The organism is Pseudocalidococcus azoricus BACA0444 (assembly GCF_031729055.1).
Taxonomy (GTDB): domain Bacteria; phylum Cyanobacteriota; class Cyanobacteriia; order Thermosynechococcales; family Thermosynechococcaceae; genus Pseudocalidococcus; species Pseudocalidococcus azoricus.
Genome location: NZ_JAVMIP010000014.1, coordinates 1 through 15,089, shown reverse-complemented (window position 1 = coordinate 15,089; position 15,089 = coordinate 1). Strand labels below are relative to the sequence as shown.

The following is a 15,089-nucleotide window of genomic DNA, read 5'->3' as shown; positions in this document are numbered from 1 at the left end:
CTGGGTAAATCATGGGGAAGTTACAACGCCGCGGAGAGATTTTTCATCACTTTTTGGCTCGTGTCTGGCAGACCTATCAACCCACACTCAGCAAAAAGTGGCTTTATGGCAGTTTAGGGATTTTGGTGGCTGGCCTGGTGATGGGCTGCGGGCATTGGTTAGGCGCAAATAGCCTCTCCAGTCCGGTTATTGCCCTATCTGGAGAAATCACTCCGATTCATCAAATTCAAGGAGAGGAGCATTTTTCGAGCCAAGTTGGCCAAATCGTTACCACAACTGGTATTGTCACTGGCCTGGATCAGCGGGGGTTTTATCTCCAATCGGAGCAATCTGATTCTACCCCCCGGACTTCCGAGGGACTCTTTGTCTTTACGAATGTTGCCCCCACAGTCAGGCCTGGGAACCGAGTCGCAGTCCGAGGTCGGGTAAGGGAATTCCAGCCAGAACAAGCCCCTGGGGATCTGCCCTTAACCCAAATCAGTAGCCAGGGTGAAATCCAAGTCCTGAGGGAGAACCAGCCCTTACCCGCCCCAATTGTCCTGAGCCGCCCCCCCACAGAGATTATTTACCGCCCAGCCACAAACCTAAAAAATACCCCAGCTTCCCTCGAGCCCCAGGCCCGGGGGTTAGACTTTTACGAATCTTTAGAAGGAATGCGGGTGACGATTCCCGAACCGCAAGTGGTCGGCCCCCAAAATTCCCGCCACCAGTTTTTTGTCGTCAGTCAACGGGGGCAGCAGGCCACAGGGATGAACTCACGGGGCGGCATTACCATTCGAGCCTTGAGTCAGAGTCCCTATTTGGATGGTGACTTTAACCCGGAACGGCTGCGGATTAACCCAAAACTGCTACCCGAAGCCCAACAACATCAAGCCCTCCAAGTTGGAGATCGCCTTGCTAACTTAACCGGAATCCTCACCTATAACTGGGGCAATTACGAAGTTCTCCTTGATCCAGAGCAATCTCTCAAACCAACCAGTTCCAAAAAACTAATGCCTGAAACCACATCCCTCAAAGGTGATCAGACCCATTTAACAGTCGCTACCTTTAATGTTGAAAACCTGAGTGTCCAAGAACCCGAGCGAATTATCCGTGTTGCCCAGGCCATCCACCAGAACTTACAAAATCCCGACCTGATTGCCCTCCAAGAAATTCAAGATGATAGTGGCAGCCTTGATAACGGGATTGTCAGTGCAGCCCAAACCGCCCAACTGCTGATCAATGGCATCAAACATGAGGGCGGCCCCGACTATGAGTATTTAGATATTTCGCCGATTAACAATGCGGATGGTGGCCAACCCGGCGGGAATATTCGGGTCGCCTTTCTCTACAATCCCCAACGCCTTAACCTGGTGAATAATCCCCAAGGCCCCGGCCAGAGTCAAACCCCCGTCCAAATTAAGGCCACTGGTCTGAGTCACAACCCTGGGCGGATTCAGCCCCAAGATCTGGCCTGGCGGGCGGGGCGCAAACCCCTCATTGCCCAATTCCGCTGGCAGGATCAAACCATTTATGCCATCAATGTCCATCTCAAATCCAAGCGGGGTGATGCACCACTGATGGGACTGAATCAGCCACCAACCTTGGGTAGTCAGGGGACGCGGATGGCCCAAACCCAAATTTTGCAACAATTCATCGGCGAACTTCAACAACAGCAACCCCAGGCCAGAATTATTCTCCTTGGGGACATGAATGATTTTGCCTTCTCTCTGCCTTTACAACAACTCAGCCAGGCCCCGGCTAACCTCGCCAATCTGACCCAAATCCGTTTACCAGAGGTGGAGCAATACAGTTACATCTACGAAGGTAATTCCCAACAGTTAGATCACATCTGGGTCAGTCAAAATGTGGTGCAAACGAATCCAACCTCAGCGGCTGTGGATATTGTCCATCTCAACGCTGAATTTAGCCCCCAGATTAGCGATCATGACCCGGTTGTTTGTCGTTTAGTCATAAATGCGGACGGAGGGACTTGAACCCACACACCTTGCAGTACTAGAACCTAAATCTAGCGCGTCTACCAATTCCGCCACGTCCGCTGATGTCTTCCCATTTTAACCCATTCACCTGAATTTGCCGTGGGCTGGAGCAAGCTAGGTTTTTGGCTCTACAAACGAGAGATGGGCATTGGCCAAGACGGTTTTGATTTCTAAGGGACGGGTGACTGGGCTGGGCAGCAGAAAATCAGGTTTAGGGGTGTGGAGGAGATAGACAATTTGATCCCCAGCTTGAAATTCCACATCCCCTTGGACAACCCGCACCGTTTCTTGGCGAATCCACAGCAGGGGTAAGAGTTTTTCCGACTTGACCAGGGCCAGGAGGTGGGCCAATTGCATCTCCAGACGTTCGGCGGTCAATGTCACTTCCCCCAGGCGGATGGAGTCGGCGGTAATATATTCATTCCAATCTTTCACATTCAGGCTTTGACTCAGGGCCGCTTCAATCCCTTGGGATAGCTCGGTGATGTCGTTACTGGACTGATTGACCCTGGAAAATGCCGCCAAAACCCTTGGGGGATCAAACTCTTCGCGGATACGTTGGCTCAAGACACGATTCACTTCGGGATTACTCGTGATGGCTAAAAACGTCCCCAAATTTTCGATACCCGCTTGCCGGAGAACCTCTGAATTTAAGGCACTACTGACAAACACCGTTAACCCCTCGGCCTGGGCCTGGTGACAATAGGTCGGGTTACTGTCAATCATGACGACTGGCTCGCCCCATTGATGGAGGAGTTGTCCCAATAATCGCCCCAAGGGATTGCAGCCAACAATAATCACGCCGCTATTGCCGTGGGCCCGCACCTGGAGAAAGTTTGCCCAAAGCTTAGCCGTTAAGCCCTGCCCAAAGACCGTTAAGAGAATCGTCAAAAAGACAAGAGCCTTGATTGCATCTCCCCCGTTAATCCCGCCATTGGTCAAACTAATCGAAAATAAGGAGGCGACCGAGGCGGCAACAATTCCCCGCGGGGCAATCCAGGCCAGGAAGGCTTTTTGCTGCCATCTCAGACCACTATTCCAGGTGGATACAAACACACTCAGGGGGCGAACAATAAACATTAAGCATAAAACCGTGACCAATCCCCCCCAGCCCAAAGCCACCATACTGGAAACGGATAAATCTGCGGCCAACAGGACAAACAAGACAGAAATCGCCAGGGTGCTCAGTTGCCCCTTAAACCGTCGTAAAACTCGCTCCCCTGGAATCTCCGCCCAGCGCAGGGTAATCCCCAACATCACCGCCGTCATCAGACCCGATTCACTCACTAGGACTTGAGAAAGGGTGAACGTTCCCCAAACCGAGGCCAAGACCAGAAGATTGCGTAATTCATCGGACAAGAACTGGGCCTGGCGCAAAAACCAACTGAGTCCCCAACCCGCTATCCAGCCAATCAGTGTCCCCACCCCTAAACGCGTCCCTAAGCTGATCAACCCACTCCAAGGATCAAGATCATGATTCAGCACCAAATTGAGGACGACTACGGCTAAAATTGCCCCCAAGGGATCAATTAAAATCCCCTCCCCCTCCAAGATGGCCCCCAGTTTCCGTTCGGCCCCAACCTGTCGCAATAATGGCCCCACCACCGTTGGCCCTGTCACCACCACTAAAGAGCCATAGAGTACGGCAATGGGCCAGGGAAATTCCCCACTCCAATGAGCAGCCAAGGTGGCTCCGACTAGGGTAATCACGGCTCCAATGGTAACGAGGTTGCGAATACTCCGGGTCACTTCCGCTTCGCTGCGTTGGAGTTCGAGAGTTAACCCCCCTTCAAATAAAATCAAGGCCACACAGAGGGGAACTAAGACTTCCAGTCCATCACCGAGAAGTTGCGGATGGAGCCAGCCTAAGCCACTCGGACCAAAGCCAATCCCCACTGTCAGCAACAGCACAATACTGGGTAACCGCAGAACACTGGCCAGGACTTGGGCCCCGATCCCAGCTACCACCGCCAAGACCACCAGCACCATGATTTGTAGGTTGTGATCCATTCAGTCCCCTCCGAAACTCGGTTTTGACCTGTTGGCCCCATTTTAGGGAGTAAATTTGCTTCTGTCTCCTCCAAATTTTCTACGAGAAATAGTTTTTGCAACTCTCCCAAAAGCACGAGATCAGGGGAATTAAGGCATGGAATGGGGCTACTGGCTAGGGGTGGGGGCCGGACTAATACTGGGCATAACCCCAGTTACATTTTTGGAAAGGGTGATTGCTCAAGGTTGCTAGACATAAATATTAAGGTGGAAGAATTAGCGGTGGCATTGTTGGAGTTTCAAGAGGTGGCCGATTTGGGGGCGTGGTTGCAAGTATCCTGAATCTGTGCGGTGTGACTCGATTTTTTATCAACTGTTTCAGCAATTTCCATCTCTATTATTTCAACTGATAGAGACACCTCCCCCTAATGCGGCGGCCTATCGGTTTAAGTCTGTTGCGTTGACATTCTCCCCGCCCTGTAGCTTGCGTGTAAAGCAGGACGGGGCTTGTATCCCATTTCTTTGGTCAAGAGGTGTATGCTCCCAAAGACTACATCTATAGCTTACATACAAGGGGATAATGACCGAGTTCGTCTTAAGACTTTCCCAAAACTCGCTCTAGGAACATTTTGGTGCGGGGTTGTTGGGGATTGCTAAACAGTTGGTGGGGTTCCCCTTCTTCAACAATATGCCCATCAGCTAAAAAGGCCACTCGGCACGACACATCCCGCGCAAACTGCATTTCGTGGGTTACAACCACCATCGTCATGCTTTCATCGGCTAAGTCCTTCATCACCTTGAGAACTTCCCCTACCAGTTCCGGATCTAAAGCAGAGGTGGGTTCATCAAACAACAGGGCCTGGGGTTGCATGGCCAAGGCGCGGGCAATGGCGACTCGTTGTTTTTGGCCTCCCGAAAGTTGGCCAGGATAGGCTTCTTTTTTCTCTGCCAGGCCCACCTTGGCGAGTAAAACCTCAGCCATTTCAATCGCGTTTTTCTTCGGCATCTTGCGAACCAGCATTGGGGCTTCAATCACGTTCTGCAAGACAGTCATGTGGGGAAACAGGTTAAAGCTCTGAAATACCATCCCCAAATCCCGGCGAATCAGACTGAGTTCCTTATGGCTGGTGTTGGGGTGCATCACCCGGCCGAGGACATAAATTTCACCGCTGCTATGTTTCTCCAGGCCATTGAGACAGCGAATCAAGGTACTTTTCCCAGAACCACTCGGGCCAATTAAAGCCACTACTTCCCCTTTGCGAACCTGTAAATCTACATCCTTGAGGACGTGCCGCTCTCCGTAGTATTTGTTAATTTTGCTGGCCTGGATAATGACTTCAGCATCAGGTTTGGGGGATTGACCATTGGTAGAGGTGGGGGAAGCAACCATCGTTATACCTGGCAGACACGACAACAATCTAAGGGAAATTTAACTTGATTTGACTGGAAATGCGCTCAATATAGCCCGAATCTACCCCAGGCCTTGTAACAAGGGTAGCGATTTTTCCAGTTCCCTAGGTGGGACTAATACCGTGAGATGGGCAAATTTTGTTTAAGATCCAAACATTGCTGCAATAGCTCAGGTTTTTTAGGAAGTCGAATGCGTATCTCATTAAAGTGGTTGCGAGAATTTGTCCCCTTTACCGATTCCCCCACGGATTTAGCCAGTCGTTTGACCCTGGCCGGATTTGAAGTCGAGGACATTGAAGATCGCACGACCTGGGCTGAGGGGGTAGTCGTGGGTAAAATTCTCACCTGCGAACCCCATCCCAACGCCGATAAACTCCGGGTCTGTCAGGTGGATATTGGCGAGGATAATCCCTATACCATTGTTTGTGGCGCGCCCAACGCGGCAGCGGGGATGTTAGCTCCAGTTGCGCCTCCAGGAACTTATTTACCGCAAATTGATCTGAAAATTCGCCCGACTAAACTGCGCGGGGTGCTGTCTTCGGGGATGATTTGCTCCTTGGCTGAACTGGGATTGACCAAAGAGTCGGCGGGCATCCACAGCTTTGAGCAGGGTGAACATAGGATTCAAGTTGGTCAGGATGTGCGGCCATTGCTGGGCCTGGATGATGTGATTTTAGATGTCACTTCCACCGCCAACCGCGCCGATGCCCTGAGCATGATTGGTATTGCCCGAGAAGTGGCTGCTTTAACCCAGTTACCGATGCGGTTGCCCGATGTGGGGGAAATTAAAATTCCCCAAAGCTCGCCCAAACTGGCCTATCCCCTTAAGCTCACTTTAGATATTCCAGATGCCCAGGCCTGTCCTGCCTATGTGGGTACTGTCATTGGGGGTGTGAAAATTGGCCCCTCCCCGGCCTGGTTTCAAGAGCGGTTAGTTGCGGCTGGGATGCGCCCGATCAATAACGTTGTGGATATTACCAACTACATCCTCCTGACTTGGGGCCAACCCCTCCATGCCTTTGATGCTGATCGCCTGCAAGCCCTAGCCAAGACCGCTCCATCCCCAGGCCGCCGCGCCAAAACATCGCAACCAGCCCCTATTTCCCCAGACTCACCCTTGGCGGATGGCCCTGACCTAACCATTGGTGTCCGACTCTCCCAGGCTGGAGAAACCATCACCACCCTAGATGGTCAAGAGCGGACTTTAACCCCTCACAACCTAGTCATTACAGCCGCAGATGTTCCCGTGGCCGTGGCGGGGGTGATGGGGGGGGCAGAAACGGAAGTCCAGGCTGGGACTGTCAACTTAGTCCTCGAGGCGGCATTGTTTAGTCCGGTAGCAATTCGCAAATCGGCCCGCGCTCAAGGCCTGCGCACCGAGGCTTCCACACGCTATGAACGGGGTGTTAATCCGGCCGAACTGTTCCAGGCCTGTGACCATGCATTGGACTTAATTCAAACCCTGACGGGGGGACAGGTTCAATCCCAAGTCATTTTTGATCAACGCCCCCCCCTGACTCGCACCCTGGAATTACGCCTCAGCCGCCTTCAACAAGTTTTAGGGCCGGTGGATGCGCCCGAGGAAGACATTGAAGATCTGCCTGCCGCAGTGGTTGAGAGCACCTTAAAATCCCTGGGGTTTGGCCTGGAGCCGCTTGCTGCCAGTGACGATGAAGACAGTAGCCCGGCCTGGAAGGTGACTGTGCCTCCCTACCGTTTCCGGGACATTGAACGGGAAATAGACCTAATTGAAGAAGTGGCCCGTCTCTATGGCTATGACCGCTTTATTGATACGCTGCCGAGCAAGTCGGAATTAGGCTACTTACCCCTAGAGCAATCCTTAACTCGGGCGATTCGGTCTGCCTGTCGGGGGGCAGGGTTAACGGAACTGGTGCATTATTCTTGGATTCGACCGGGTAGTGAGACCACAGGTAAAATCACAGTGGTTAATCCCCTCGTGGCAGAGTTTTCAGCCTTGCGCACTGACATTATTACTAATCTCCTCAATGCTTTACAGTTCAACTTGGAACAGGGCAATCCTCCCCTAAATGGCTTTGAAATTGGGCGGGTGTTTACCCAGGATGAGGAGGGCCTATGGGAAACTGATCATCTCGGCGGGATCATTAGCGGCGATCCACTCCGGGGGACATGGGTCAGGGGCGCGAAAGTGAGTCAACCCCTGTCTTGGTATGAAGCTAAAGGGATTTTAACCAGTATTTTTGATCGCCTTGGCCTGGGGGTGGAATATCAACCGGATCGCCGTGATGACCGTCTGCACCCTGGACGAACCGCCTCACTTTGGCTCCAAGGGGAACGCCTCGGTACCTTTGGGCAACTCCATCCCCAACTGCGGCAAGAGCGGGATTTCCCAGCAGCGGTCTATGTCTTTGAACTGGACATGGAAGTTTTATTGGATCACCTGATGCAACACCAGGCCCGGCAACTGTTTCGTCCCTACTCTACTTACCCCGCCACCGACCGGGATTTGGCCCTCTATGCCCCGATAGAAGTCTCTGTTTCGGAGTTGGAACGGATCATGGTTAAAGCGGCCACCTTTGGTAAACAAGAGACGCTCCTCGAATCCGTAGAACTGTTTGATCAATATGTCGGGGAAGGCGTCCCCTCAGGGCAGCGGAGTTTAGCCTTTCGCCTCATTTACCGAGCCAGTGACCGCACCTTAACGGAAGCAGATGTTACGCCAATCCACCAGGCCATTCGGGACGCGCTCCAAGATAAATTTGCGGTTACCCTGCGCAGTTAAATCTCAAACTAGGGAAAGGAGGTTGATCCCACAGGGGACTCTGTAGAGCCTTGCTCGCTCGTAGAATCCATCAGGGCTCCGTCCGGCATCACGGTTTCACTCAGATCCACCCCGGTTAAATCTACTCCCGTCAAGTTGGCCCCGGTCAGAATTGCTTCGATGAGATTGGCCCCCCGCAGTTGGGCTTCAGAAAGATTGGCTCCCATCAAATTAGCCCCCGTCAGGATTGCCTCGTTGAGTTGCGCCCCCCTTAACATGGCCCGGGCTAAGCTGGCTCCCCGTAAATCCGCGCCAATTAGGTAAGCTTCGTCTAAACAGGCATAGCGGAGATTGGCTTCGGTTAGGGTCGCTTCTCGTAAATTGGCCCCTTCTAGGCGGGCCTGGCGTAAATTGGCCCCCCGAAGATTGGTTTTTTGTAAGTTTGCTCCTTGAAAATTACAATTTCGCAGGTTGGCTCCCCGTAAATTGGCCTGGATCAGGGTTGCTTCGAGCAAAATTGCATCGGCCATATCCGCCCCCCGCAGATAAGCATTGGTCAGGTTGGCCTGGCTTAAGTTCACCTGTTCTAGTTCCGCTAGGGTTAAATCGGTTAGGGTTAGGTCTGCTCCCCGCAGGATGGCCTGGCTCATATCTGCGGCTGTTAAGTTCGCTTCCGATAAAATTGCGCCGGTCAAGTTTGCTCGGGTTAAATCCGCTCCGGTCAGATTGGCCTTCCGCAGGTTCACTTTCCGCAGATCTGCCCCCATGAGCATTGCCCCGCGCAGGTCGGCCCCAATCAGGTCGGCATGATTCAAATTAATGGCTGAGAGAACGGCCCCCCGGAGATCGGCGCGCTGGAGTTTAGCCCCACTTAATCCGGCATCTGTTAAGTCAGCCCGACTGAGGTTAATCTCGTCTAAACAACTGTGATTGAGATTGACGCGACGAAGGCGTTGCCCGGCAAAATTTCTCTCTCCGGCTCCATAGCGTTGAAGTAGTTCCTCTGCCTTCACCCCCGCCCATCTCCTTAGCGCATTTCAGAATGCTTTACGATTTCATATCCCCATGAGTCAAGGTTAGACTATTTCCTATCCCTAAACCTAGAAAACGTCACATCCTCTACCTGATTCCGCTTAAGTTATGCTTAAGATTTAAGATAAACTGCCCCGGCCTGGCTGTGAGGAGACCGAACACTTGCCATGAAACCCAAAGCATCCCGACCTTGGTGGCGAGGCCAACGGAGTCCGCGCAAACGGCATCCATCCACAGACCCATCCCTAATGATTGAACAGGGTGCAATTGAATTATCTCCAGCTACCACTAAATCGCAGGCTTCGTCCTCCACCCGTTGGCCCTTTGCACCCGTTTTCAACTCGCCTTGGTTTTGGCCATTTTTTATTTCTGGGGCCACTGCCTTGGGGGCCGCTATTTGGATCTTTAACCTCCCCCCCCTGCCGGAATGTCGGAATGTTTCTCTGGGTACAACCGATGCCGAGCAACTGTACTGTGCCGATATGGCGGCGCGCCGAGGCAACATTAACGCCCTGATGGCAGCCCTAGATTTAGTCAGCCAATGGCCGCAGGATCATCCCCTTTATACCCAGGCCTTGGAACTCAGCAATCAATGGTCTCAGGCGACAATTGTGATTGCCCGGCAGCAATTTGCCCAGGGGAATATTGATTATGCCAAGACGATTATCCAAAAAGTCCCCAAAGTTTCTCATTACTATCCCCAGGCCCAATCCCTACTCACCTATTGGACTACTGATGAAGGTTCTAGCCTCGCGGCCCAGGCCAGTAGTGCCATCAATGGAGCCGATTGGGCCGCGGCCTTAGATATTGCCAGGCGATTAAGTTTACTCGGGAGTGATCATTGGAGTTCCGTGGCCAGTGACTTGATTGTCCGTATTAATCGGGAGCGGGAGGCCTGGGGACAACTGGAACAAGCGCGGGGCCTGGCGGGGTGGCAAACGGTCAACGAATTGGTTGCAGCCATCTTAATGGCCAAGAAAATCAACCCCGAAACCATTGCCGGGCAGCGAGTGCCTCAAGAAATTCAGCCCTGGGTCGAGCTGGTCATGGACTATGCCCAAGAGTGGCAAAATGCGGGCAACCTTGAAGCCGCCATTGACTTGGTGCGGGAAATTGCCCCAGTGCTCCGAGCGACCCAAGGAGATCCGCCCCTCCTCCAATTGGGCCAGGCCGAGGCAGCCGCTCATCAAGATACCTTTTGGGGGTACTGGGAAGGGATCATGCGTCTTGAAAAACTGGCAGGGGATTCGGGTTTAGCCGCCTATGTCACCCGTCAACAACAGGCCTGGGAACGACAGGCTCAAAACTTGGGACAACTGCAACTCGCTCGCTCGCTGGCCGGCTTGGAGCAAACCTGGGGCTATGAATTGGCTGTGCTCCAGGCCCAGAGTGTTCACATGGGTCAACCCCGCCGGATTGAAGCCCAAACCCTAATTGCCCAATGGCAACGTCAAATCCAGGCCAGTCAAGCTCAACCCTTACTAAATGCGGCCCAGCAACTAGCCCAAGCCGAAAAGTATCCCGCTGCCCAGCTAATTGCCCAACGGATCTCACCCACAAATCCTCTCTACAGCACGGCCCAAGCTGAAGTGAAGCAATGGCAAGCCACCCTCCAAACTAAGCAGGATCAACCGATTCTTGCTCAGGCCGAGGCCCTAGCCAGCCACGATAAACTCAAAGAGGCCATTAATCGAGCCGCAGAAATTCCCGCCCATAGCCCCCTCTATCAACAAGCCCAAGCCCGGATTAGTGATTGGTATCGGGAAAGAAGACGTATTGAAGATGCTGAAGCCGCCGCCCGCCGTCCCCTCTGGTCTGCCCCTAGCCCTGAACCAGCCCCGGAGACAACTGAAATTAGCCCAGCCTCCAGCCCTGAACCAGCCCCGGAGACAACCCCATCGCTCACACCCTCCCCAGCCAGTGATTTGCCCAGTTCTCCCCCAACCCCCGCTAGTCCCAGCCCTGAAGCACCATTGTCCCCTGATCCCCCCCCCAGCCCAGATCCAGTGGATTCCGCCCCAGTCAACACCCAGCCCCCTGCTCCAGATACACCACCTTCCAGCCCTAGCCCCAGCAACCCTGTCAATTAATCACACCTCAATAATCGGAACCCATCCTGTGACTGCCCCCTCCCATTCCCATGCTGATCTCCCTGCCCCTGAAGCTGCGGATCACGTTCATTCCCCAGAATCTCGCAAGGCGATTTTGAATCGGTTGGCGCGACTAGAGGGTCACATTCGCGGGATTAAGAATATGGTGATTGAGGAGCGACCCTGCCCCGATGTCCTGATTCAAATTGCTGCCGTTCGAGGGGCGTTAGACCGTGTAGCCCGGCTTATTTTGGATGAACATCTGACTCAATGTGTGGCACGGGCCGCAGAACAGGGACGGATTGAAACTGAGATTGCTGAACTCAAAGCGGCCTTGGATCGATTTCTGGGCTAAAGACCTGAGGGACTAGCGAGATTCCCGTAACCCACTCCAGCCGATGGTAATAAAGCCAATAGCCAAAAGAAACGCTCGCAGGCCATAGCGAATTCGGTTCACCAAGGCCTCCGTTTGAATTTGGTCGCTAGCTTCTTTTTGCTTGCTGCGGATTTGCTCTCGGACTTGCCCATATTGCTTCTCTATGGCCTGGGGATCCTGTTGGAGTTGTTGAAGGAGGGCCCGTTGTTCGGCCGGGAGTTGATCATTTTTGAGGATTTCGGGAATCTGGCCACTGCTGGCAAGGGCTTTCAGTTGTTTTTCTTCTCGATCAATATTAATTTCGCTTTGGGCCGCCTGTTGCTTGAGTTGGGTCAGGGCCTGGTCGGTCAATTGGCCGGTGGTGGCTACTAGCAGCGGGATAGTTAACAAAAAGAGGAGACCCAGCAAGCTGGACACCACAAAGACCCAAAATCGCCAATCTTTCCAGGCCGGCGCGCCCGCTTCCGTCTCCGGCTTGGCCCCGGCAACTCCTTGAATCCAAAACCCAACATAAATCAGGACAAAAGCAATTAAAGGCGTAACACCCCGATCTACAAATTGGGTCAAGAGATTAATTTGCCATTGCACATTTTGAAACTGGGGCGCAATTAACAGCACAATCCAATCCCCAAAAAAGCTGAGGATAAGTAAAATCCCCACTAGCTTGAGAAACTGGGCGGCCAAGGGAACAGGACGTTGAGCAGGAGGAGTTTTCGGCACAGTCATGGAGCGCAATCACCTTCAAAGATGCTGGATCAACCTTACCGGATTTGGGACTGAGTTGGACAATTAAGAAGGTTAACCAACCCAGACGGATGGGGATGAAATCGGGTTATTCTCTAAGCATCTCACTAATGATTCACTAAAGTATTCATGGCTAATACCGTTTATTGGCTTGACCTGCAATGACTTCTGGAACGACAACCCACCTGAAACGTTCCCTGGGCTTTACGGGAATTTTGGCCCAATCTCTGGCAGGTATGGCTCCAACGATAACACCAACGGTTAATGTGGGCATTATTGTGTTGGCGGCTGGTAGCGGGACTTGGCTCACCTATGTTGTGGCAACGGTTGCAGCCCTGATTATTGCCCATAACTTGAATGTTTTTAGTCGCACCACCGCCTCGGCCGGAGCACTGGGGGATTATGTTGGGCTGGGGCTGGGTAAACGGGGACAACTGATTACAGCCTGGGCACTACTTTTGGCCTATGTAACAACGGCTATGGGTTTAATCACGGCCTGTGTGACCTACTTGGATAGTTTATGCCAGAGGTTACAGTTAGGGATTCATCCAGGCCTTTTAGCGATGGGTGTGAGCAGCCTTGCCAGTGTCTTTGTCTTGCGGGAAATTCGGCTTTCAACCCGGATCATGTTGATTTTAGAAGCCCTTTCTGTCCTGTTGGTGCTGGTATTTTGTGTTTTGATCTTGTTCCATGACGGCTTGCGAGATGATTTGTCCCAACTGACCCTGAGGGGGGTGACGACTGATGGCTTTAACCAAGGATTGATCATTGCCATGCTCAGTTTTGCCGGTTTTGAGGCGGCCACCACCTTGGGAGAAGAAGCGGAACGTCCCCTAACCACAATTCCCAAAACCTTAGTTGCCACGCCCATTTTCGCCGGGATTTTCTTTGTGTTTTCCGCCTACGTTTTAGTGCTGGGTTTTCATAGCTTTGATGTGGATTTGGCCAAGAGTGTTGCGCCCTTAGAAACCTTAGCGACGGCCATGGGGCGGGATGGGTTAGGTTTTTTGATTGGGATTGGGGCAACGGCTAGTTTATTTGGTTGTACCCTGGCAACGATGGTGGGGGCGAGTCGGTTAATTTTTGCGATGTCACGCTTAGGACAACTGCCTCAGTTTTTCAGTATGACTGCGCGACCCTCCAGCCAACCCCGCCGGGCAACCCTGATCACTTGCATTCCGGTGAGTATGGTTGGGGTTCTGAGTATTCTGGCTTTCAAGCCTTCGTTGGATTTATTTGCTTGGTTTGGAACCTGTGGCACCTTTGGTTTTTTAATTGCCTATGGCCTGACCTGTATGGCAGCACCCGTCTTTTTACACCAGGTTCAGCGATTGCGGCCCCAGGAACTGGCTTTAGGAGCATTGGGGTTTCTCGTCACTGGCTATATTTTGATTGGGTCGGTGATCCCATTCCCTCCCTATCCGATGAATTTAGCTCCAGTTGCTTTTTTCATCGCTATTATCTTGGGTGTGGGTTATTCGCTGCATCGGGAGACTAAGAGATCATGGCCTGGGTGATTGTTTTTGCCATTGGGGTTCTGTTTGGAGCCGGACTAACCTGGATAATTCTGCAAAAAAGCCAACGCCAGGCCCAGCGTCAAGAACTTTTAGGCCTCCAACACACGCACCAGGCCGAGTTAACGGACTTAATCCAAACCCATGAAGCCGCCCTGTCCGAGCTAAAGCTGAACCACAAAAAGGATATTGACCAGGCCAAGCAAAAAAGCCTTGATGCCAGCCGCAGTGTGATCAAAGGTCAGATTGCCGAACAGATTGCCCCTTATCTCCCTAACTTCAAATATTTACCCTCCGATGCCCGCTTTATTGGGGATCCGATTGATTTTTTAGTGATCAATGGTTATACCAATCTCAAAGATGGACAGGGTGCAGCGGAGGAGTTGGAAGTTGTGTTAGTGGACATTAAGTCGGGAAAGGCAAAATTATCAGATCGGCAAGTGGCCATTGAAAACAGCGTCCGGGCGGGGCGGGTTCGCTTTGAAACCATTCGGATTAACTTAGATCAACTGAACTTAGATCAACGAATTTCAGAAAAGCCCCCAGCAGAAACCCAAATGATGGAATTACCCACCGCCTTACCGGAGTCGTTAGGGGATGCACTGGACAACTCCCTAGAAGGGGGCTTAGACCCAGGCCAACCGGGGAGTTCCTCCTTTCAACGCTCCCAACAGATTGCCAAGATTCGCCAACGGTATCCCCGAGCCTATGAGCCTTGGGAGGCCCAAGAAGATTTTCAACTGGGTCAACGCTTTCAACAGGGCCAATCTATTCAACAACTGGCAACTCAATTTCAACGTCAACCCAGTGCGATTCAGTCCCGCTTACGGAAGCTTAAATTACTATCCTCAGATGACTAGCTGTTAAAACTTAAGGGGGAGGCAATGACAGATCACAAGCTGGCCATGGCACTGGGGAAGCGTCAATGATCATTCTGCTCGGTAATATGCTGTTTCCCAGTCATCAAGACTTACCCTGTGACAAACATCTGATCTTTATGGCAGAGGACTTTCGGTTCTGCACTGCTTTTCCCTATCACAAGCATAAATTAATGCTCTACCTAGCAGCAATGCGGCATCAACGTCAGGTCTTAGAGGCAGAGGGACGGCGAGTGCTCTATTGGGAGTTGGATTCCGATAATCAGCATTTGGTCTATGAAGATACAGCAGATTCTCCAACTAGGTGGCACAGTAGCAACAGTGAGTATAGTAGTTT

Annotated in this window: 12 protein-coding genes and 1 tRNA gene; 8 read left to right on the top strand and 5 right to left on the bottom strand. The window is 52.2% G+C overall.

Translation table 11 applies throughout. The features are described 5' to 3' along the window. Positions 1–11: 11 nt before the first annotated feature. Positions 12–1,976: an endonuclease/exonuclease/phosphatase family protein gene (locus tag RIF25_RS12195; protein ID WP_322878815.1), complete on the top strand. Its 1,965-nt coding sequence runs from the start codon at positions 12–14 to the stop codon at positions 1,974–1,976. Here RIF25_RS12195 and RIF25_RS12190 read toward each other — a convergent pair. Further along, a tRNA-Leu gene (locus tag RIF25_RS12190) sits at positions 1,958–2,039 on the bottom strand. The two genes, RIF25_RS12195 and RIF25_RS12190, sit on opposite strands and share 19 nt — an antisense overlap. A gap of 54 nt (positions 2,040–2,093) precedes the next feature. Continuing rightward, positions 2,094–3,989 (bottom strand): sodium:proton antiporter, encoded by a 1,896-nt coding sequence (locus RIF25_RS12185; RefSeq protein ID WP_322878814.1) that lies wholly within the window; start codon positions 3,987–3,989, stop codon positions 2,094–2,096. A 325-nt stretch (positions 3,990–4,314) separates the two neighbouring features. Here RIF25_RS12185 and RIF25_RS17320 point away from each other — a divergent pair, with 325 nt between their 5' ends. After that, entirely contained in the window at positions 4,315–4,530 is a 216-nt protein-coding gene (locus tag RIF25_RS17320; protein WP_407682405.1) for a DUF2887 domain-containing protein, read from the top strand. Positions 4,531–4,563: 33 nt separating this feature from the next. Here the strand turns inward: RIF25_RS17320 and RIF25_RS12180 are convergent, their stop codons facing one another. After that, positions 4,564–5,358, bottom strand: a complete 795-nt coding sequence (locus RIF25_RS12180; protein WP_322878813.1) for an amino acid ABC transporter ATP-binding protein — start codon at positions 5,356–5,358, stop codon at positions 4,564–4,566. A 210-nt stretch (positions 5,359–5,568) separates the two neighbouring features. Here RIF25_RS12180 and pheT point away from each other — a divergent pair, with 210 nt between their 5' ends. Next, a complete protein-coding gene (pheT, locus tag RIF25_RS12175; protein ID WP_322878812.1) occupies positions 5,569–8,139 on the top strand; it encodes a phenylalanine--tRNA ligase subunit beta in 2,571 nt (856 codons plus the stop codon). Between the two features lie 8 nt (positions 8,140–8,147). Here the strand turns inward: pheT and RIF25_RS12170 are convergent, their stop codons facing one another. Further along, the gene (locus tag RIF25_RS12170) at positions 8,148–9,131 is read right to left on the bottom strand and encodes a pentapeptide repeat-containing protein (protein ID WP_322878811.1); all 984 of its coding nucleotides are present in this window, start codon (positions 9,129–9,131) and stop codon (positions 8,148–8,150) included. Positions 9,132–9,317: 186 nt separating this feature from the next. On the opposite strand from RIF25_RS12170, the gene RIF25_RS12165 reads away from it, so the two are divergent. After that, the gene (locus RIF25_RS12165) at positions 9,318–11,240 is read left to right on the top strand and encodes a tetratricopeptide repeat protein (RefSeq protein WP_322878810.1); all 1,923 of its coding nucleotides are present in this window, start codon (positions 9,318–9,320) and stop codon (positions 11,238–11,240) included. Between the two features lie 28 nt (positions 11,241–11,268). Beyond that, positions 11,269–11,595, top strand: coding sequence for a metal-sensing transcriptional repressor (locus tag RIF25_RS12160; protein ID WP_322878809.1), 327 nt, complete (start codon positions 11,269–11,271; stop codon positions 11,593–11,595). Between the two features lie 12 nt (positions 11,596–11,607). Here RIF25_RS12160 and RIF25_RS12155 read toward each other — a convergent pair whose 3' ends face one another. Further along, positions 11,608–12,342 carry an HpsJ family protein gene (locus tag RIF25_RS12155; protein WP_322878808.1) on the bottom strand — a complete coding sequence of 245 codons (735 nt, stop codon included), beginning with the start codon at positions 12,340–12,342 and terminating at the stop codon, positions 11,608–11,610. 179 nt (positions 12,343–12,521) lie between these two features. On the opposite strand from RIF25_RS12155, the gene RIF25_RS12150 reads away from it, so the two are divergent. From RIF25_RS12150 to RIF25_RS12140, 3 genes are all read left to right on the top strand, one after another. Further along, positions 12,522–13,877 (top strand): APC family permease, encoded by a 1,356-nt coding sequence (locus RIF25_RS12150; RefSeq protein ID WP_322878807.1) that lies wholly within the window; start codon positions 12,522–12,524, stop codon positions 13,875–13,877. Further along, complete coding sequence (locus RIF25_RS12145) at positions 13,865–14,734, top strand: Holliday junction resolvase-like protein (protein ID WP_322878806.1); 870 nt, start codon at positions 13,865–13,867, stop codon at positions 14,732–14,734. Before RIF25_RS12150 ends, RIF25_RS12145 begins: the two co-directional genes overlap by 13 nt. Positions 14,735–14,799: 65 nt before the next feature. Beyond that, the coding region (locus tag RIF25_RS12140) for a cryptochrome/photolyase family protein (RefSeq protein ID WP_322878805.1) at positions 14,800–15,089 on the top strand (290 nt) is incomplete at its 3' end.